We start from the raw sequence: 18738 nt of genomic DNA, 5'->3' as shown, positions 1-18738 counted from the left end.
ATGTCACAGCCCCGCGCCCCTTACGGGGCGCCCACGGGGCCTCAGCCTGCGGCCGCCGGAGCCGGGAGGACCGCCGACACCCGGAACCCGCCCCCGTCCGTCGGCCCCGACACGAACACGCCGCCCAGGACCATGACCCGCTCCTTCATGCCCACGAGTCCATTGCCTCCGCTGGGCAGCCTGACGTCGGCCGCGCTGTCCGGCTCCGGCGGCGGCTCGTTCTCCACCTGCATGGCGATCTCCGACGCGCGGTGCGCGAGGCGGACGTAGGTCTTCGCGCCCGCCGCGTGCTTGTGCACGTTCGTCAGCGCCTCCTGCACGACGCGGTACGCGGTCTGCTCGACGTCGGCCGCGTAGTCGCGCGGGTCGCCCTCCACCGAGAGGTCGACCGCCATGCCCGCGGCACGCGACTGCCCCACCAGCTCGTCGAGATCGGCGAGGGAGGGACCTTCCTCGTCCACCGCGCGGGAGGCGGCCGCGGCCGCCGCGTGCCCCACGGCGGCCAGCGGCACCGGCTCGGCGGGCTTCGCGGGCTTCGCGCTCTTGGTGCCGTCGCCGGTGCGCAGCACCCCGAGCATCTCGCGCAGCTCCGTCAGCGCCTGGCGGCCCATGTCACCGACGAGCGCCGCGTTCTTGACGGCCTTCTCCGGGTCCTTGCGGGCGACCGCCTGCAGCGCCGCCGCGTGCACGACCATCAGGCTCACCCGGTGCGCGACCACGTCGTGCATCTCGCGGGCGATCCGCGTGCGCTCCTCGTTCCTCGCCCACTCGGCGCGCTCCTCCGCGCGCTCCGCGAGCAGCTGGAGCTCCCGCTCCAGGCTGTCGGCACGCTCCCGCATGCCCTCCACCAGGCGGCGCCGCGCGCCCACGTACAGCCCGAGCAGCACCGGTGGCGCGGTCACCCCAACCGCGGCGGTCACCGCGAAGAACGGTACGAACTCGCTGCCGATGGCGGGCGAACTGGCGTCGTTGGCCATGTCCTGGCTGGTCCGCACCAGGGCCACGATCATCGTCCCCGCCATCGACATCCCGGCCAGCGCCCCGGTGATGCGGCGCGGCAGCTCGGACGCGGCCAGGGTGTAGAGCCCGACGACCGTCAGCAGGACGCCCATCTGCGCGGGCGTGATGGCGATCGATATGAGGACGACGGCGATGGGCCAGCGCCGCCGGAACAGCAGTGCCGAGCCCGCGAGCACACCGAACGCGACCCCCACCGCCGTCGGCAGCCCGGCGTCCCGCGCGAACTCCACGCCCTCGGCCCCGCACTCCGCCGCGGACACCAGCGCGAGCCCCGCGTCCAGCGCGGCGCCGCGCCACCTCTCCCACCACCACGGCCCGGTCATGGCCGTGGTGCGGTCGTCCCCCGTCGTGGTCATGCCCTCCAGCGTACGGGCGTTCCACCCCGGTTTTCCGGTGAGTTTCCGGCCCGGTGATCCAGCACACGCCCCGTTCGACCGGAAGCGAAACCCACCGATATCCCTCGAACTGTTGAACCGTTCACGATTTCGCGCCGGACGTCCAGATTCCGGATGCCTTCCGTCGCATGACGGAGATCACTCACCGGGCGCGGCGTGAAGGAGGTGATCTGTATCGTCGCGTCGAAGGCACCTGGTGCGGCATAGTGTTGGGGGCCCGGCCGCGAGCCAGACACAATGTCCGGTTCAGGTCGTTTCCATCCCCCGTGGTGTAATTGGCAGCACTGTGGCTTTTGGTGCCATCTGTCCGGGTTCGAGTCCTGGCGGGGGAGCTGAATCTCTCGGGTACCTCCCTGGTACCTCTCGGGTCCTGATCCCTGTGGTCGGGACCCGCACCCATTTCCCCGCCACTACGCCCCGGTATCCTGCGGATGTCCTCCCCAAGAGGAACCCCCAACCATCCGAAGCCGAAGGGCATCCCCGTGAGCGCCAACTGCCCGGCAGCCGTCGTCGTCCTCGCAGCGGGTGAGGGCACCCGTATGAAGTCGGACCTCCCCAAGGTCCTGCACGAGATCTGTGGCCGTTCCCTCATCGGGCATGTGCTTGAGGCCGCGAACGCACTCTCGCCCGAGCAGCTCGTCACCGTCGTCGGCTTCCAGAGCGACCAGGTCAAGGAGCACCTCGGCGCCATCGCGCCGCAGGTCCGCACCGCCTACCAGCACGAGCAGAACGGCACCGGGCACGCCGTCCGCATCGGCCTCGACGAGCTCGGCGGCTCGGTCGACGGCACCGTCATCGTGGTCTGCGGCGACACCCCGCTGCTCACCGGCGCGACGCTGCGGCAGCTGGCCGCGACGCACGACGGCGACGGCAACGCCGTGACCGTGCTGACCGCGGAAGTGCCGGACGCGACCGGCTACGGCCGCATCGTGCGCGAGGGCGCGAACGGCGCCGTCACCGCGATCGTCGAGCACAAGGACGCCACCGACGCCCAGCGCGCGATCCGTGAGATCAACTCCGGCGTCTTCGCCTTCGACGGGCAGCTCCTCGCGGACGCGCTCGGCAAGGTGCGCAAGGACAACAGCCAGGGCGAGGAGTACCTGACCGACGTCCTCGGGATCCTGCGCGAGGCCGGGCACCGCGTCGGCGCCGCCGTCGCGGCGGACCACGAGGAGATCGCGGGCATCAACAACCGCGTCCAACTGGCCCAGGCCCGGCGGACCTTGAACGACCGCCTGCTGACCGACGCGATGCTCGCCGGTGTCACCGTCGTCGACCCCGCGTCCACCTGGTTCGACGCCACGGTCAGCTACGAGCGCGACGCGATCGTCCACCCCGGCACCCAGCTCCAGGGCGCCACGCACCTGGGCAAGGGCGCCGAGGTCGGCCCCAACACCCGCCTGAACGACACCACGGTGGGCGCGGGGGCCCGGGTCGACAACACCGTCGCGAACAGCGCGGAGATCGGCGAGCAGGCGAGCGTCGGCCCGTTCGCGTACCTGCGCCCCGGCACCCGGCTCGGCGTGAAGTCCAAGGCGGGTACGTATGTGGAGATGAAGAACTCGACGCTGGGCGACGGCTCCAAGGTGCCGCACCTGTCGTACGTGGGCGACGCGACGATCGGCGAGCACTCCAACATCGGCGCCGCGAGCGTCTTCGTGAACTACGACGGCGAGGCGAAGCACCACACCACGGTGGGGTCGCACTGCCGGACCGGTTCGGACAACATGTTTGTGGCTCCTGTCACGGTCGGGGACGGCTCCTACACCGCCGCCGGGTCCGTGATCACGAAGGACGTGCCGGCCGGTGCGCTGGCCGTCGCGCGGGGCCAGCAAAGGAATATCGAGGGCTGGGTGGCCCGCAAGCGTCCGGGGAGCGCGGCCGCGAAGGCGGCGGAGGCGGCGTCCCGGGAACCGGCCGGCGAAAGCTGACCGGAAACAGGTGCGTCTGACACGGCGTACCGTGATAGGTGCACACAATCGGCCGACTCGACGCACCGGGACGCGTGAGTACGGCAGCGGGACGAACTCTCTGAGGAGACAGTGCTGTGACCGGGATCAAGACGACCGGCGAGAAGAAGCTGATGCTCTTCTCCGGCCGCGCCCACCCCGAGTTGGCCGAGGAGGTCGCACACAAGCTGGGTGTCGGCATCGTGCCGACGAAGGCCTTCGATTTCGCCAACGGCGAGATCTACGTCCGCTACCAGGAGTCGGCGCGCGGCGCCGACTGCTTCCTGATCCAGAGCCACACCGCTCCGATCAACAAGTGGATCATGGAGCAGCTCATCATGATCGACGCGCTCAAGCGCGCGTCGGCCCGCTCCATCACCGTCATCGTGCCGTTCTACGGTTACGCGCGGCAGGACAAGAAGCACCGCGGCCGTGAACCGATCTCGGCCCGCATGGTCGCCGACCTGATGAAGACCGCGGGTGCCGACCGCATCCTCACGGTCGACCTGCACACGGACCAGATCCAGGGCTTCTTCGACGGCCCGGTCGACCACCTCTTCGCGCTGCCGATCCTCGCGGACTACGTGGGCGCGAAGGTCGACCGCTCGAAGCTGACCGTGGTCTCCCCCGACGCGGGCCGCGTGCGCGTCGCCGACCGCTGGTGCGACCGCCTCGGCGCCCCGCTGGCGATCGTCCACAAGCGCCGCGACAAGGACATCGCCAACCAGGTCACCGTCCACGAGGTCGTCGGTGAGGTGAAGGGCCGCGTCTGCGTCCTGGTCGACGACATGATCGACACCGGCGGCACCATCTGCGCCGCCGCCGACGCCCTGTTCGCGCACGGCGCGGAGGACGTCATCGTGACGGCCACGCACGGCGTGCTCTCCGGCCCCGCGGCCGACCGCCTGAAGAACTCCAAGGTCAGCGAGTTCGTCTTCACGGACACGCTGCCCGACCCCGGCGCCCTCGAACTCGACAAGATCACGGTGCTCTCGATCGCGCCGACGATCGCGAACGCGGTGCGCGAGGTCTTCGAGGACGGTTCGGTGACGAGCCTCTTCGAGGAGCAGTAGGCCTCGTAGCGAAGATCGATTTCTGGGCGGCCTCCCCGCCGAGTAGACTGTCCAAGTTGCTCGGCGAGGGAGGCCGCACACGTTTCGTACGAAGCGGATGTGCGGCGGTCCGTTATCGACGCGCTCTTCGTAGCAGGCCAGTAGTCGTATGGCCGGGTAACCGACCCCAACGATATCGCTGACCTCCGAGGAGTAATCATGGCTGAGATCAAGCTCGCCGCCGAGTCCCGCACCAAGTTCGGCAAGGGCGCCGCCCGCAGCATCCGCCGCGAGAACAAGGTCCCCGCGGTCGTCTACGGCCACGGCAACGACCCGGCCCACATCGTCCTGCCCGGCCACGAGCTGAACCTGGCCCTGCGCCAGTCCAACGTGCTCCTCGCCATCGACGTCGACGGCAAGCCCGAGCTCGTCATCCCCAAGGCCGTCCAGCGCGACGCCATCAAGGGCTTCCTCGTCCACGTCGACCTGCTCCTCGTGAAGCGCGGCGAGAAGGTCAACGTCGAGATCCCCGTGCACACCGAGGGCGAGCTCGCCCCGGGCAGCAACCTTCTCGAGCACGTCCTGAACGCGCTCCCGGTCGAGGCCGAGGCCACCCACATCCCGGAGTCGGTCACCGTCTCCATCGCGGGCCTGGACGCCGGCGCGTCCGTCCTCGCCAAGGACATCCCGCTGCCGTCCGGCACCACGCTGGCCGTCGAGGGCGACACCGTCGTCCTCCAGGTCCTGGCCGCGCAGGCCGAGGAGGCCGCCGCCGACTCCGCCGAGGGCGACGCGGCCGCCGAGGCCTGAGCCTCGCGACGCACATCCGGCACGGCAGCCGCCGCTCCCTCGGGGGGCGGCGGCTGCCGCGTATGAAGGAGACATGCACGTGACGACCGATGCCAACGCCCCCTGGCTGATCGCCGGACTCGGCAACCCCGGCCCCGAGTACGCCATGAACCGGCACAACGTGGGCTTCATGGTCGCCGATCTGCTCGCGCACCGCATGGGCGCCAAGTTCAAGCGGGCCGCGAAGGCGCAGGCTCAGGTGGTCGAGGGCCGCATCGGTGCGCCCGGGCCCGCGAGCCGCCGGGTGATCCTGGTCAAGCCCATGTCGTACATGAACGTCTCGGGCGGTCCCGTGACGGCCCTTCGCGACTTCTACAAGGTGCCGACCGAACACATCGTCGCCGTCCACGACGAACTCGACATCGACCACGGCACGCTGCGGCTGAAGCTGGGCGGCGGCGACAACGGCCACAACGGCCTCAAGTCGATGACCAAGGCGATGGGCCCCGACTACCACCGGGTGCGCTTCGGGATCGGCCGCCCGCCGGGTCGCATGCAGGTCGCGGACTTCGTCCTGAAGGACTTCTCCTCGGCCGAGCGCAAGGAGCTCGACTACTTCGTCGACCGGGCGGCCGACGCGGTCGAGGCGCTGGTCATCGAGGGTCTTGAGCGGGCCCAGAGCACGTACAACTCCTGACGGCGAGGGCTGGGGTTCGCCCCGGGATCCGGTGCGGGGTCCGTTGTGCCCAGTGTTGACTGAGCGGAGTCAAGTGGCCAAGGATCCCGGCCATGAATCTGCTCCTCCTGGGACGCCGCACGGCCATGGGCTCGCTCACCGCGCTGCTGCTCGCCACGGGCGTATGGGCGTCCTGGGACACCGCGCGGTTGCTGGCCGGGGGGCCTGAGCGGGGGGTGCTCACGGTGACGGGGTGCGGGTCCGACGAGTGCGCCGGGTGGTACGTCTCCGCTGCGCGCGGGGCGGGCTCCCACTCCTCTCCCCGGCAGCGGGTCGTGATCGAGCGGTCCATCGCGGAGAAGAAGGGTGTACGGGTGCCGGTGGCGCTCCGGCCCGGTACGCGGGAGGTGGTCCGTGCGGGTGGGCCCGGATTCCTCCACGCGTTGCTCCCCCTGGGTGGGGCGTTGCTGCTTGCGTCGGTGGTGGTGGCGGGGGGTCTGCGCCTGCCCCGCGTGGCATGGGGCTTCGCCCTGGCGGGCGCGGCGCTGCTGACGGCGTCTTTCCTAACCCTGACGTTCTGACGGCGCGGGCCCACTGTGGCTCTTCGCGCAGTTCCCCGCGCCCCTTATAGGGGCGGTACTGCTCGCACTTCGGGTGCGGGTCGTGTGTGGTTGCTCGCGCAGTTCCCCGCGCCCCGAAAAACGCGCCCCGGCAGGGGCGCCCCGTCAGGGGCGCGGGGAACGGCGCGCCCAGCCACACACGACCCGCGGTCAAAACACCGGCGGGGGTGCCCCGTCAGGGGCGCGGGGAACTGCGCGAGCAACCACAGCGGGCCCGCACTCGAACCGCAACCGGGCCCGCCCCTGCGAGGGGCGCGGGGAACTGCGCGACAAGCCACGACGCACCCGCACCCCGGAGGGCTAAGAGTGGCGCCCCCGCCTCTGCCGCGTCGCGGCGAAGAAGACCCCGCCCGAGGCAAGCAGCCCCGCCGCGAGCGCGGCCACCAGCGGCGCGATCGACGAACCCGTGTCAGGAAGCACCGGCGGCTCGCTCCGGGACGGCGAGGGCCCCGGAGGCGTGGGAGTGGGAGGAGTAGGAGTGGGAGTGGGAGGCGTGGGGGTCGGAGTGGGCGGGGTCGGTGTCGGGGTCGGAGGGGTCGGTGTCGGGGTCGGAGGGGTCGGCGTCGGGGTCGGAGGGGTCGGCGTCGGGGTCGGAGGGGTCGGCGTCGGGGTCGGAGGGGTCGGCGTCGGGGTCGGCGTCGGCGACGGGGTCGGCGTCGGCGACGGGGTCTTGTCGACCTCCGCCACCACCCACGGCGCCTCCGTCGCCAGCAACGGCCGCAACGTCCCGTCCGGCTCCCGCCGGTCCCCGGCAATCGCGATCTTGTTCCAGGTCCGCTCCCCGCCCTCGAAGGGCGAGCCGTCCGACGCCCGCTCGGGCACCGTCATCCGCCAGCGCAGCGTGTACCGCTCGCCCGCCGTGAAGACGTGTCCGTCGAAGTCGAACCGGACGGACCGGATCTTGCTCCAGTCGGTGACCGCGGCAGCCCCCACGAACGTGGGATCCGGCTTCCCGTCGCAGTGGAACGGCGCGCTGCCGTCAGGGGTGTTGTCCATCTCGGGACGGCACGGGTCGGCCTTCTCCGAGTAGGTGATGGTCACCGGTGCCGTACCCGCGTCGATCGGGCCTGTCAGGACGGGCCGCCACTCGCTGGTCGCGTCGTCGCCGTACCGCCCGCTCGTGACACCGGACGTGCCGGGCGCGGGCAACAGGTCGTACGCGACGACGTTGGTGAGGTCGGTGTTGCCCATGTTGCCGAGGACGGTGCGGTACTCGACCGTGCCGCCCGCGGTCGACTGCCCGACCTCGTCCTCCTTGCCCGGCACCTCCGCCGAGCCCTTGAAGTCGCTGTCCTTGTCACCCTTGACCTCCTTGGTGACGAAGAGCGACGCGGACTGGGCGATGGCGAAGTCGTCGGTGGCCTCGGCGACGTTCTCGGTGGTGTTGCCGTTGCCGTTGATGTCGTGGGTGTCGGTCTGCCGGGTGTTGATGGGGCGCTGCGCGTCGTAGAGCCCGGCGCGGTTGCCCGCGTAGTCGGCGTCGCTCGGCGTCCCGCTGTACGTGCCGCTGGCGACACCGGGCTTGACCTTCGTGCGGAAGGTGTAGACGCACGTCGAGTCGTTCGCCGGGATCTCGGCTCCGCGTTCCGCGGTCAGTTCGACGCGGGTGCGTCCTCCGGGTGCCGCGGTGACCTTCTCCGTGAAGCGGTCTGCGGCCGGGCAGTACGCGGGCTGTCCTTCCGCGAGGGTCCAGGACCCTTCCTCGTACGAGAGCTGACGCGGCACCAGGTCGACGAAGCGCGGGCGCAGTGGCGAGGAGTCGGTGCGGTAGCGGTCGTTGCGCATGGTGATGCGCCAGGTGTGGGTGCCGCCGGGGCCGACGGGGGCGGGGGCGGTGGACTTGGTGAGTTCGGGCTGGGCGACCTCGGGTTCGATGCGGAAGTTCGCGCAGGACTCCTCGTCGGCGACGCCGCCGCTGCCGCCGGTCAGCTGGAGGCGGGCGCAGTTGCGGACGTCGCCGCTGCCGCCGGGCACTTCGGTGGCGTCCGCGCGGCCGCTGATCTGGGCGACCAGGTTGGCGCCCGCGGCGAGGCCCGGCACGTCGACGCGTACGGAGACCGGGTCGGCGCCGAGGCTGACCTGCTGGTCGGTGGGCGTGAGCGTCTCGGTGCTGCCGTCGCGGCGGGTCACCACGACCGTCCAGCGGCCCGAGTAGGTGCCGCCGGAGGGGGTGGAAAGGCGCAGGGTCGCCGCGTCGAAGCCGCGCGGCAGGGTGTCGGAGAGGCGGGCGTCGGCGGCCTCGGTGCCGGTGTTGCCGAACCTCAGGACGTACGAGACGCGCTGGCCGTTGCCCGCGAGCGGGGTGTCGACGGACTTGTCGAGGGTGCCGGAGACCTCGCCGGAGCCGGTGCCGACGGCGGTGTCGGTGGTGGCGCTCTTGGAGATCTTGTTGGTGTCGGGGCCGAGGGGATCACCGGTGATGGTGGCGATGTTGCTGAGCACGGTCCCGTCGGCGACGTCGTCGCGCACCTTCACCCTGACCTCGTGGACGACGCCGTACGGATACTCCTTGACCTGCGCCAACTGGTCGCCGGGACGCCCTGGTTCGGTGTCCACGGGCCAGCTGATGGTGCGGGTCGCCGGGTCGTAGGTGTAGCCGGTGGGGGTGGCGTCGACGAGGTCGACGCCCTCGGGGAGCACGTCGGTCATGACCGTGTTCTCCAGGGCGAGGTTGCCGCGCGGCCGGTTGGCGTCGCGCGGATCGTTGGTCGCGGTGATCTTGTACGCCACGGTGTCGCCGGGCCGCGCCGCCTTCGGGCCCTCTTTCTTGATCGCCGGGTTGGGCGTGGCGGTGACCGTGACGGAGGCGTCGTCGGTGCTCGGCGTGCCGTCGCCGTTGGTGGCGGTCGCGGACATCGTGGCCTGCTGCGCGCCGGGCGCCGTCCAGTAGTCGTCGGTGGGCCAGCTGACGGTGAGCTGCGAGCTCTGGCCGCTGCTGATCTTGCCGTAGGTGACGGTGACGCTGCCGTCGGCGTTGGCGGTGACGTCCGTCACGCCCGGCGGGTAGGGCTGCGACACCTCACCGGGCCCGGAGGCGCCGGGCGGCGGCGTGAAGGTCACGGTCACCGACTGGCAGTCGCCGGGGATGGAGCACTGGATGCTCGCGTTGTACGTGACGTGGTCGCCGGAGGGCACGGGCGAGGTCGCCGGGTCCAGGCGGACGCTCATCCGGGCGTCCGCGTGGGCGGTGCCGTACGGGACGAGGGCGAGTGCCGCGAGCAGCGCGAACAGGATGACCGCGACCGAGGCGAGGGTGCGGCCGGACCGGTGATGGAGTACGGGGGTCACGGTGCTCCCGACCGCCGAGGGAATGGATCTACAGGGCCCGTTCACTGTGGCCCCGGGGGCGGCGCGGGAGGCGCCTTGACGAGTCGGTACGACCGCCGTTTCACCTGATTAGGTGCCTGCCGCACGGCAAAGGCCCCACACCTCGGGGAGAGGTGCGGGGCCCGGGCGGCCAGGGTGTCAGCCGGTGTTGCGCAGGCCCGCCGCGACGCCGTTCACGGTGAGCAGCAGCGCGCGGCCGAGCAGCGGGTCGGGCTCGGTGCCCGCGGCCGCCGCGTCGCGCTGGCGCTTGAGGAGGGCGACCTGGAGGTAGGAGATCGGGTCCAGGTAGGCGTCGCGGATCGCGAACGTCTGCCGCAGGACCGGCTGGGAGCCGAGGAGTTCGGTCCCCCCGCTGATCCGCAGGACCTCCTTCACGGTCAGCTCGTGCTCGGCCTCGATGTCGGCGAAGACGTGCTTGAGCTCGTCGGGCACCAGGGTGTCGACGTAGTGCCGGGCGATGCGCAGGTCCGTCTTCGCGAGCGTCATCTCGACGTTGGAGATGAAGTTGCGGAAGAAGTGCCAGTGCTCGTGCATCTCGTCGAGGACGGTGTCGAGACCGGCCTCGCGCAGCGCCTTCAGGCCGGAGCCCACACCGAACCAGCCGGGCACGATCTGCCGCGACTGGGTCCAGCCGAAGACCCACGGGATGGCGCGCAGGCCGTCGAGCGAGACGCCCGAGCCGGGGCGGCGCGACGGCCGCGAGCCCAGGTGCAGGTCGGCGAGCTGGTCGACCGGCGTGGAGGCGAGGAAGTACGTCGGCAGGTCCGGGTCCTCGACCAGCTTGCGGTACGCGGAGTGCGCGGCGTCCGAGACGACGTCCATGGCGGCGTCCCAGCGGGCGAGCGCCTCGTCGGACTGGCGCGGCGAGGTGTGCAGCGCGGAGGCCTGCAGCGTCGCCGCGACGGTCAGTTCGAGGTTCTCGCGGGCCAGTGAAGGCACCAGGTACTTGTCGGAGATGACCTCGCCCTGCTCGGTCACCTTGATCTCGCCCTCCAGGGTGCCCCAGGGCTGCGCGAGGATCGCGTCGTGCGAGGGGCCGCCACCGCGGCCGACGGTGCCGCCGCGGCCGTGGAAGAGGCGCAGCCGCACGCCGTAGCGGTGCGCGACGTCACGGAGCCTGCGCTGGGCGCGGTGGATCTCCCACTGCGAGGTGGTGATGCCGCCGAACTTGGAGGAGTCGGAGTACCCGAGCATGACCTCCTGGACGTCGCCGCGCAGGGCGACGAGACGGCGGTAGGAGGGGTCGGCGAGCATCTCGTCGAGGATGACGTCGGCGGCGCGCAGCTCGTCGGTGGTCTCCAGGAGCGGCACGATGCCGATCTTCGCCCAGCCCGCGTGCAGGTCGATCAGGCCCGCCTCGCGGGCGAGCACGGCGGCGGCGAACACGTCGTCGGCGCCCTGGCACATCGAGATGATGTACGACTCGATGACCTCGGGCCCGAAGACCTCCAGGGCCTTCTTGACGGTGAGGAAGACACCGAGGGTCTTCTCGCCCGCCGCGTCCACCGGCGCCGGGGAAGGACCGAGCGGCCGCCGCGAACGCAGCTCCTTGGCGAGCAGCTTCTGCCGGTACTCGCGGGGCATGTCCGCGTAGCGCCAGGACTCCTCGCCGAGCCGGTCGAAGAGCTGGCCGAGCGCGTGGTGGTGGGCGTCCGCGTGCTCGCGCACGTCCATCGTGGCCAGCTGCAGACCGAAGGCCGCGAGCGTACGGATGGTGCGGTTCATCCGGCCGTCGGCGAACAGGGCGCCCTTGTGCTCGCGCAGCGAGGTCTGGATGAGCGTGAGGTCGTGCAAGAGCTCGGCGGTGCCGAGGTAGTCGCGGCCTTCCTCGTGCGCGGTGCCCTTGGCCAGGCGCTGCTTGGTGTTCTCCAGCTTCTGCCGGATGCAGGTGGCCTTGAGGCGGTAGGGCTCCTCGGAGTTGAGGCGCTTGTAGCGGGGGCTGATCTCGGGCAGCCGCTCCAGGTCGCACTGGAGGGACGCCTTCAGCTCCTCGGTGGCTCCGGTGTAGCGGATGGAGTTGGAGAGGAAGCCTCGCAGCTCGTCGATCATGTCGAGCGCGTCGTTGATGCCGTGCTCGTGCTGGAGGATCAGGACGTCCCAGGTGACGGCGGGCGTCACGTTCGGGTTGCCGTCGCGGTCGCCGCCGATCCAGGTGCCGAAGCTGAGCGGCCTGGTGCCCTCGGGCAGCTCGACGCCGACGCGCTCCAGCTCGGCGGTGAGGTCCTCCAGGACGTCGCCGACGGCGCCCGCGTGCAGCTCGTCGAGGTAGTAGATGGCGTTGCGGGCCTCGTCGGCGGGCTCGGGGCGCACCACGCGGAGCTCGTCGGTCTGCCACACCAGGTCGATGTTCTCGGCCAGGCGGACATCGTGGCGGCGCCGGTCGGACTCGATGACCGGGGTCTCCAGGAGCTCGGCGACGCGCCGGAGCTTGTTGAGCACGGAGCGGCGGGCGGCCTCCGTGGGGTGCGCGGTGAAGACGGGGCGCACGTTGAGGTTCTGCACGGTCTGGCGCAGGTGATCGGGGTCGGCGTCCTTGAGCCGGTCCGCGGTGCGGGCCAGGAGACCGCCCTCGGCGGCCCGCTTGGCGCGCAGCTCGCGGCCGCGGTGGACCTGCTCGGTGACGTTCGCCAGATGGAAGTACGTGGAAAAGGCACGGACCAGCTTGGCGGCGGTCTCCAGCTCCGTGCCGCCGAGCAGCTTCGCGGCGGCCTCGCCGTCCTCGCGCGTCAGGCGGCGGACCTTCTCGACCAGTTCGAGGAGCTCGGGGCCCTCCTGGCGTACGAGGGTCTCGCCGAGCAGATCGCCGAGGCGGCGGATGTCCGCGCGCAGCTCGGTGCTTGCGGTGCTTGCGGTGCTGGTGGCCTGCTGGCCCTGGTCGTCGGCACTGCTCACAGGTGCGGCTCCTTGCAGTGTTGAAGCGCTTCAAGACTGGGAGGGGTCCCCGGTGGGGATCCGGGGGAGAAACAGAGCGGACCGCGCTGTCCGACCGTGTCCAAGGATAGGTGTCACTTCGGAGCGCGGAGCTCGCGGCCTCTTGCCGCGGCGCTTCGCACTGCCATACTTACGTCGCCGTAGGTTACGGAACCGTAGGAAAGAATCCGGTCCGTTCCCGCGTGCCCGTAGACAACCCTCATTCCTCGACCCCCCAGGGGACGTGCCCATGACGACAACGTCCGATGCCTACTCCGGCACCGATGTGATCGAAGACGCTTCGCGGACGGCGCCGACCGCCGACGTCGACGCCGACCCGTCCGCGCATCCGTCCGCGACCCTGGGCGGCGAGCAGAAACGGTCGCTCGAACAGATCGCACTGCTCCTGTTCATCACCGTGCCGTTCCTCGCCCTGCTCGCCGCGGTGCCGCTGGTCTGGGGCTGGGGCGTGAGCTGGCTGGACCTGGGCCTGCTCGTCTTCATGTACTACCTGGGCTGCCACGGCATCACGATCGGCTTCCACCGCTACTTCACGCACGGCTCCTTCAAGGCCAAGCGGCCGCTGCGGATCGCGCTCGCCGTCGCCGGGTCCATGGCCGTGGAAGGGCCCCTGGTCCGCTGGGTGGCCGACCACCGCAAGCACCACAAGTTCTCCGACGCGGAGGGCGACCCGCACTCGCCGTGGCGCTTCGGCGAGACGGTCCCGGCCCTGATGAAGGGCCTGTGGTGGGCGCACATCGGCTGGATGTTCGACGAGGAGCAGACGTCTCAGGAGAAGTACGCGCCCGACCTGATCAAGGACCCGGCGATCCGCCGCGTCTCCCGGCAGTTCCTGCTCTGGACGATCGTCTCGCTCGGCATCCCGCCGCTGGTCGGCGGCCTGGTCACGATGTCGTGGTGGGGCGCCGTCACGGCCTTCTTCTGGGGCTCCCTGGTCCGCGTCGCGCTGCTGCACCACGTGACCTGGTCGATCAACTCCATCTGCCACGCGGTGGGCAAGCGCCCCTTCAAGTCCCGCGACCGCTCGGGCAACGTGTGGTGGCTCGCCGTGCTGTCCTGCGGCGAGTCCTGGCACAACCTCCACCACGCAGACCCGACGTCGGCGCGGCACGGTGTGATGCGCGGCCAGGTCGACTCCTCGGCACGGATCATCCGCTGGTGCGAGCGGCTCGGCTGGGCGTACGACGTGCGCTGGCCCTCGAAGTCACGCATCGAGTCCCGCCGCGTTCCGCGCGCCGCCGACCCGGCATGATTGACGACGTGGCGACCGACTCCAGCAACTCCTCCAGCAAAGAGAAGCAGCCCCGGCGCACCCGTCGGACCCGGATGACGGGTGCCGAGCGCCGGGAGCAGCTCCTCGACATCGGCCGCACACTCTTCGCCGCCAAGGGCTTCGAGGGCACGTCGGTGGAGGAGATCGCGGCCAAGGCCGGGGTCTCCAAGCCGGTCGTCTACGAGCACTTCGGCGGCAAGGAAGGTCTGTACGCGGTGGTGGTGGACCGCGAGATGCGGGCGCTGCTGGACATGGTGACGGGGGCGCTGACCGCAGGGCACCCCCGGGAACTCCTCGAACAGGCCGCCTTCGCGCTCCTCGACTACATCGAGACGTACACGGACGGCTTCCGCATCCTGGTCCGCGACTCCCCCGTCGCGCAGTCCACCGGCACCTTCGCGTCCCTGATCTCGGACATCGCGACGCAGGTCGAGGACATCCTGGGCCAGGAGTTCAAGGGCCGCGGCTTCGACCAGAAGCTCGCCCCGCTGTACGCGCAGGCGCTGGTCGGCATGGTCGCGCTGACGGGCCAGTGGTGGCTCGACGTCCGCAAGCCGAAGAAGGCGGAGGTGGCGGCGCACCTGGTCAACCTGGCGTGGCACGGGCTCGACGGGCTTGAGCCGAAGCCGCGGTTGATAGGGCACAGGAAGAGCTGACCGGAAGGGCTGAGAGCGGGGCCCCGCTCCCTCAGCTCCGCGTGATCTCCTCGCCGATGGCGAGTCCCTTGGCGGGCCCGCTCGGGACGACGGCTTCGGTGCCGTAGGGGACGCGGTGCTCCTCCTCGTACGTCGCCTTCTTCTCGTTCGGAAGGGACAGCACGAGGACGGCACCCTCCTCGTCGAAGTCGTCGATGATCACGTAGACGGGGATGCCCGCGCGGGAGTACTCGCGGCGCTTGCGGACGCGGTCGCGGTCGCGCTCGATGTTGCGACTGCCCGGCGAGACGACCTCGACGACCATGGCGACTCCGGCGGCGTCGATGCCGAGGTCTTCTTCGTCGGGGATCTCGTCAAGGTCTTCGGGGGCGACGAAGAGGTCGGGAATCCATGCCTTACGACGGTAAATGATGTTGCCATCCTGATAGGCCGCGTAGTCGCTGCCCTTCAGGTGGGCTTCCAGAGCCCTACGGAGACGGTTGATGAGCACCGTGTGACGACGGCGACCGGTAGGCGACACCTCGATGGCTCCCTCGATGATCTCGGCCCGATAGCCCTCGGGGAGATCCATGGCCTTCCACGCCTGCCACAGGACCTCGTCCAAGTCAGGTACCGGGTTGTTCACCACGGGAGTCACCTCATGTGCGAGAGCGGTCATCGTGCAGCACCTCCTCCATCAGTGTGGGCGCGGGCGCCACTGCGGCACAAGCGACACGGGCACGCTATGACCCACACCGCCCCCACGGACCGAAAGCCCCTGCGATCACTCAAAAGTGCGAGGTCAGGCCAACGCTTCGAGGAATTCCAGCCGGTTCCCGACCGGGTCCCACGAGTAGAAGCGGCGGTGCCCCGGCAGGTTCTCGTCCCAGACGACCTCGGCGTCGTGCGCGACCAGGCGGTCGGCGTACGCCTCGATGTCCCGCACGAGGAGTCCGGGGTGGGCCTTCCTCGCGGGGCGGAAGTCCGCCTCGATGCCCAGGTGCAGCCGCACGGCCCCGGCCCCCGCCTCGAACCAGCAGCCGCCGCGCGCCGCCAGCACGGGCGGCTTGGGGGTCTCGGTCATGCCGAGGACACCGATGTAGTACGAGCGCAGCTGTGTCTCGCTGCCGGGTGGCGCCGCGAGCTGGACGTGGTCGATGCCCGCCAGCATCAGGCCCCCGGCCCCTTGCGGGCCACCGCGAACACCCGCCGGAACGGGAACACCGTGCCGTGTCCTGGCGTCGGCGGGTACGCCTTGCGCAGCAGTTCCCGGTACTCCGCGAGGAACGCCTCCGTCGCCTCCGCGTCGTCCGCGAGCGCCGTCAGGACCGGGCGCAGGCCCGTGCCCTTGACCCAGTCCAGGACGGGGTCCTCGCCCGGCAGGAGGTGCTGGTACGTCGTCTCCCAGGCGTCGACCTCGCAGCCGAGGCCCGCGAGCCGCTCCAGGTACGCCCCCGGCGAGAGCACCGCGTCCGCGTGGCGCAGGAGTCCGCCGAGGCGGTCGCGCCAGCGGTCGGACTCGCTCAGCTCCCGCATCAGGACGTGGCTGGGCGCGTCGAAGTTGCCCGGCACCTGGAAGGCGAACGTGCCGCCGGGGGCAAGAGCGGAGATCCAGGCGGGGAAGGAGTCGGGGTGGCCCGGCACCCACTGCAGGGTCGCGTTGGAGAGGATCAGGTCGTACGTCCCGGGGGCCGGGGCCCAGTCCGCGGCATCGGCGTGGGCGAAGTCGAGGCGGCCGCCGCCGTCCGTGGGGCCCGCGAGCCCGGCCGCCCTGTCCAGCATCTGAGGGGAGTTGTCGAACCCGGTGATATGCGCGGCGGGCCACCGCTCGGCGAGGAGCCGGGTGACGTTGCCGGGACCGCAGCCGAGGTCGGCGACGCGCGGCGCCCGCCCGGTGGCCGGTGGTTCGGGGACGCGGGCGAGCAGATCCACGAAGGGCCGGGCGCGATGGCCCTCGTGGCGCAGGTACTGACGCGGATCCCAGACGGCAGCGGACACGGTGGCCTCCTCGTGGAAATGTGGGCGCCATCCCATCCTCGATCCCGAGATATCTTGATGTCAAGAGACTTCATGTCGAGGGACCCCCTACACTGATCGCCATGGAGGACGAGGTCGATCGGCTGGTCGCAGCATGGCGCCGGGAGCGCCCTGACCTCGACGTGGAACCACTCGAGGTGCTCAGCCGCGTGAGCAGGCTCGCGCGGCACCTGGACCGCGCCCGCAGACTCGCCTTCTCCGAGCACAGCCTGGAGCCCTGGGAGTTCGACGTCCTGACGTCGCTGCGGCGCGCGGGCGCGCCCTACCAGCTCTCCCCCGGCCAGCTGCTCACCCAGACCCTGGTGACCTCGGGCACGATGACGAACCGCATCGACCGCCTGGCCAAGAAGGGCCTCGTCGAGCGCCTGCCCGACCCCAGCGACCGGCGCGGCGTACTCGTCCGCCTGACCGGCGAGGGCCAGGACCGCGCGGACCAGGCCCTCGCCGGACTGCTCGAACAGGAGCGGGCCATCCTCGCTGAGCTCTCCCGCGGCCAGCGAGGCGAACTGGCGGCGCTGCTACGCCAGTTGACCGCCCCGTTCGACAACATCCCCGGCTAGGTCGACCGGGCCGACCCCGGCGCGGCGCGCGAGCGCGACGGCGGCGAGGGTGGAGTGGACACCCAGCTTGCCGAGCACGTTCTGCATGTGGGTGCGCACCGTGTGCGGGGAGAGGAAGAGGCGCTCCGCGACCGCCTTCCTGCCCAGGCCCGCCACCATGCAGCGCAGCACCTCGCGCTCGCGCGGGGTCAGGGACTCCACGAGGCGCTCGGACTCGGTGCGGTGCTTGCGGGCCGCGGTCAGCTCGCGCAGGACACCGGTGAGCAGTGCGGGCGGCAGATGCGTCTCGTCCCGCAGGACGCCGCGTATCACCGTCAGGAGCCGGGACAGGGAGCAGTCCTTGGCGACCCATCCCGAGGCGCCCGCCTGCAGCGCGAGGGCCGCGCGGCGCGGGTCGTCCTTCTCCGCGAGCACGACCGTACGCACGGCGGGCTGGCCCGAACGGACGCCCGCGACCAGGGAGATGCCGTCGACCAGACCGTCGGCGTTGCCCTCCTGGACCGGGACGGCGGGGCGGGCGCCCTGCAGCGCGCTCGCGGTGCTGCCGAGGTCGGCGTCGACGAGCAGGACATCGAATCTGCGCCCTTCGGTGATCGCCCGCTCCAGGCAGCGCAGCGCGGCGGGACCACTGCCCGCGGCGGACACGTCCACGTCAGGCTCGGCCGCCAGCGCGGCGGCCAGTGACTCGGCGAAGATGCGGTGGTCGTCGACGACCAGGACTCGAATGCGAACCACAGAAACCCCCTTCCCCAAGCTCCTGCAAGGAGCCGGGGATACCCCCGTCCGAAGACCGTCGGGGAGTGATCGGTGCGGGTACGGCGCCCGGCGCGAGGGGTCGACGCGGTCGCACGGCCGCCGCCGTGCCTGACCACTGGTCCCCACGCGTACCACCGGGCGTCGTACCCGACTGTCTCGCCCCCTGATCAGCGCCGGCCCCCACCGGCACTGTTCTTCAGAGTAGAGCCGGACGCCGGGAGCGGAAGGTGATTTGCAGAACTGATTGGCCGACGCGTTTATGGTGAGCCGTATGTTTCGTATGGAGACAGGAGTCGACAAAGAGCGGCTTGGTCTGCTTCGTTCGCGGCTCAGGGAGGCCGATGACGCGGCCTCGCCCGTGCTCCGCGCCCTGCGCGGCACCCCCCACGACCAGGAAGTACCGCTGGCGCTCTGGGCGCTGGACGAGGCGGGTGACATCGCGGCCGGGCTCGCCGCGCACACCTGGGGCCGCTGGCTGCACGTCAATTACCTCTGGGTGGCCGAGCGGCACCGCGGCGCGGGCCTCGGCTCGCGCCTGCTCGACGAGGCGGAGCGCGTCGCCCGCGAGGACCGCGGCTGCGCCCGCTCCCGCGTGGAGACCTGGGACTTCCAGGCCCCCGGCTTCTACCGGAGCCACGGCTACGAACTGGTCTGCGTGATCCCCGACTACCCCGAAGGGGCCAAGGAGTTCACCCTCACCAAGAAGCTGGCCTGAGCC

At 71.0% G+C, this 18738-nt stretch carries 16 protein-coding genes and 1 tRNA gene; 10 read left to right on the top strand and 7 right to left on the bottom strand.

Annotation, left to right across the window (positions count from 1 at the left end; translation table 11 throughout):
* Positions 1–41 precede the first annotated feature (41 nt).
* Positions 42–1376: a sensor histidine kinase gene (locus CP970_RS25630; protein WP_055548816.1), complete on the bottom strand. Its 1335-nt coding sequence runs from the start codon at positions 1374–1376 to the stop codon at positions 42–44.
* A gap of 299 nt (positions 1377–1675) precedes the next feature.
* On the opposite strand from CP970_RS25630, the gene CP970_RS25625 reads away from it, so the two are divergent.
* The 6 genes from CP970_RS25625 to CP970_RS25600 all read left to right on the top strand — a co-directional run bounded on the left by CP970_RS25625 (position 1676) and on the right by CP970_RS25600 (position 6462).
* A tRNA-Gln gene (locus CP970_RS25625) sits at positions 1676–1747 on the top strand.
* Between the two features lie 150 nt (positions 1748–1897).
* Positions 1898–3346: a bifunctional UDP-N-acetylglucosamine diphosphorylase/glucosamine-1-phosphate N-acetyltransferase GlmU gene (gene glmU, locus CP970_RS25620; protein WP_079043607.1), complete on the top strand. Its 1449-nt coding sequence runs from the start codon at positions 1898–1900 to the stop codon at positions 3344–3346.
* A gap of 116 nt (positions 3347–3462) precedes the next feature.
* The gene (locus CP970_RS25615) at positions 3463–4437 is read left to right on the top strand and encodes a ribose-phosphate diphosphokinase (protein ID WP_055548820.1); all 975 of its coding nucleotides are present in this window, start codon (positions 3463–3465) and stop codon (positions 4435–4437) included.
* Positions 4438–4635: 198 nt separating this feature from the next.
* Positions 4636–5226 (top strand): 50S ribosomal protein L25/general stress protein Ctc, encoded by a 591-nt coding sequence (locus CP970_RS25610; RefSeq protein ID WP_055548822.1) that lies wholly within the window; start codon positions 4636–4638, stop codon positions 5224–5226.
* Between the two features lie 73 nt (positions 5227–5299).
* Positions 5300–5902, top strand: a complete 603-nt coding sequence (gene pth / locus CP970_RS25605) for an aminoacyl-tRNA hydrolase (protein ID WP_055548824.1) — start codon at positions 5300–5302, stop codon at positions 5900–5902.
* Positions 5903–5994: 92 nt separating this feature from the next.
* Entirely contained in the window at positions 5995–6462 is a 468-nt protein-coding gene (locus CP970_RS25600; protein WP_055548827.1) for a hypothetical protein, read from the top strand.
* Positions 6463–6801: 339 nt separating this feature from the next.
* Here CP970_RS25600 and CP970_RS25595 read toward each other — a convergent pair whose 3' ends face one another.
* Entirely contained in the window at positions 6802–9789 is a 2988-nt protein-coding gene (locus CP970_RS25595; RefSeq protein WP_150493962.1) for a DUF11 domain-containing protein, read from the bottom strand.
* 177 nt (positions 9790–9966) lie between these two features.
* The gene (gene ppc, locus CP970_RS25590) at positions 9967–12720 is read right to left on the bottom strand and encodes a phosphoenolpyruvate carboxylase (RefSeq protein WP_055544042.1); all 2754 of its coding nucleotides are present in this window, start codon (positions 12718–12720) and stop codon (positions 9967–9969) included.
* A 268-nt stretch (positions 12721–12988) separates the two neighbouring features.
* On the opposite strand from ppc, the gene CP970_RS25585 reads away from it, so the two are divergent.
* Together CP970_RS25585 and CP970_RS25580 are read left to right on the top strand one after the other, a co-directional pair.
* Positions 12989–14011: an acyl-CoA desaturase gene (locus CP970_RS25585; protein WP_055544043.1), complete on the top strand. Its 1023-nt coding sequence runs from the start codon at positions 12989–12991 to the stop codon at positions 14009–14011.
* Positions 14008–14688: a TetR/AcrR family transcriptional regulator gene (locus CP970_RS25580; RefSeq protein ID WP_055544044.1), complete on the top strand. Its 681-nt coding sequence runs from the start codon at positions 14008–14010 to the stop codon at positions 14686–14688. Before CP970_RS25585 ends, CP970_RS25580 begins: the two co-directional genes overlap by 4 nt.
* Before the next feature lie 31 nt (positions 14689–14719).
* Here the strand turns inward: CP970_RS25580 and CP970_RS25575 are convergent, their stop codons facing one another.
* The 3 genes from CP970_RS25575 to CP970_RS25565 form a co-directional block, all read right to left on the bottom strand.
* Positions 14720–15346 carry a Uma2 family endonuclease gene (locus tag CP970_RS25575; protein ID WP_055544045.1) on the bottom strand — a complete coding sequence of 209 codons (627 nt, stop codon included), beginning with the start codon at positions 15344–15346 and terminating at the stop codon, positions 14720–14722.
* Between the two features lie 123 nt (positions 15347–15469).
* Entirely contained in the window at positions 15470–15838 is a 369-nt protein-coding gene (locus tag CP970_RS25570) for a VOC family protein (protein WP_055544046.1), read from the bottom strand.
* Positions 15838–16701 (bottom strand): trans-aconitate 2-methyltransferase, encoded by an 864-nt coding sequence (locus CP970_RS25565; RefSeq protein WP_055544047.1) that lies wholly within the window; start codon positions 16699–16701, stop codon positions 15838–15840. Before CP970_RS25565 ends, CP970_RS25570 begins: the two co-directional genes overlap by 1 nt.
* Before the next feature lie 65 nt (positions 16702–16766).
* On the opposite strand from CP970_RS25565, the gene CP970_RS25560 reads away from it, so the two are divergent.
* Complete coding sequence (locus tag CP970_RS25560; protein ID WP_055544048.1) at positions 16767–17264, top strand: MarR family winged helix-turn-helix transcriptional regulator; 498 nt, start codon at positions 16767–16769, stop codon at positions 17262–17264.
* On the opposite strand, the gene CP970_RS25555 is transcribed toward CP970_RS25560, so the two are convergent.
* Positions 17223–17999: a LuxR C-terminal-related transcriptional regulator gene (locus tag CP970_RS25555; protein ID WP_055544049.1), complete on the bottom strand. Its 777-nt coding sequence runs from the start codon at positions 17997–17999 to the stop codon at positions 17223–17225. The two genes, CP970_RS25560 and CP970_RS25555, sit on opposite strands and share 42 nt — an antisense overlap.
* 280 nt (positions 18000–18279) lie before the next feature.
* On the opposite strand from CP970_RS25555, the gene CP970_RS25550 reads away from it, so the two are divergent.
* A complete protein-coding gene (locus tag CP970_RS25550; RefSeq protein WP_079043164.1) occupies positions 18280–18735 on the top strand; it encodes a GNAT family N-acetyltransferase in 456 nt (151 codons plus the stop codon).
* Positions 18736–18738 lie beyond the last annotated feature (3 nt).

This window comes from Streptomyces kanamyceticus, assembly GCF_008704495.1.
Taxonomy (GTDB): Bacteria; Actinomycetota; Actinomycetes; order Streptomycetales; family Streptomycetaceae; genus Streptomyces; species Streptomyces kanamyceticus.
The sequence above is the reverse complement of the archived record's forward strand: the minus strand, read 5'-3'. Positions and strand labels throughout refer to the sequence as shown.

Coding starts and splice junctions, on each gene's coding strand:
- CP970_RS25630 (WP_055548816.1), bottom strand. CDS start 1,376: ATGACCACGACGGGGGACGACCGCACCACGGCCATGACCGGGCCGTGG.
- CP970_RS25610 (WP_055548822.1), top strand. CDS start 4,636: ATGGCTGAGATCAAGCTCGCCGCCGAGTCCCGCACCAAGTTCGGCAAG.
- pth (WP_055548824.1), top strand. CDS start 5,300: ATGCACGTGACGACCGATGCCAACGCCCCCTGGCTGATCGCCGGACTC.
- CP970_RS25600 (WP_055548827.1), top strand. CDS start 5,995: ATGAATCTGCTCCTCCTGGGACGCCGCACGGCCATGGGCTCGCTCACC.
- CP970_RS25585 (WP_055544043.1), top strand. CDS start 12,989: ATGACGACAACGTCCGATGCCTACTCCGGCACCGATGTGATCGAAGAC.
- CP970_RS25580 (WP_055544044.1), top strand. CDS start 14,008: ATGATTGACGACGTGGCGACCGACTCCAGCAACTCCTCCAGCAAAGAG.
- CP970_RS25575 (WP_055544045.1), bottom strand. CDS start 15,346: ATGACCGCTCTCGCACATGAGGTGACTCCCGTGGTGAACAACCCGGTA.
- CP970_RS25570 (WP_055544046.1), bottom strand. CDS start 15,838: ATGCTGGCGGGCATCGACCACGTCCAGCTCGCGGCGCCACCCGGCAGC.
- CP970_RS25565 (WP_055544047.1), bottom strand. CDS start 16,701: ATGGGATGGCGCCCACATTTCCACGAGGAGGCCACCGTGTCCGCTGCC.
- CP970_RS25560 (WP_055544048.1), top strand. CDS start 16,767: ATGGAGGACGAGGTCGATCGGCTGGTCGCAGCATGGCGCCGGGAGCGC.
- CP970_RS25550 (WP_079043164.1), top strand. CDS start 18,280: ATGGTGAGCCGTATGTTTCGTATGGAGACAGGAGTCGACAAAGAGCGG.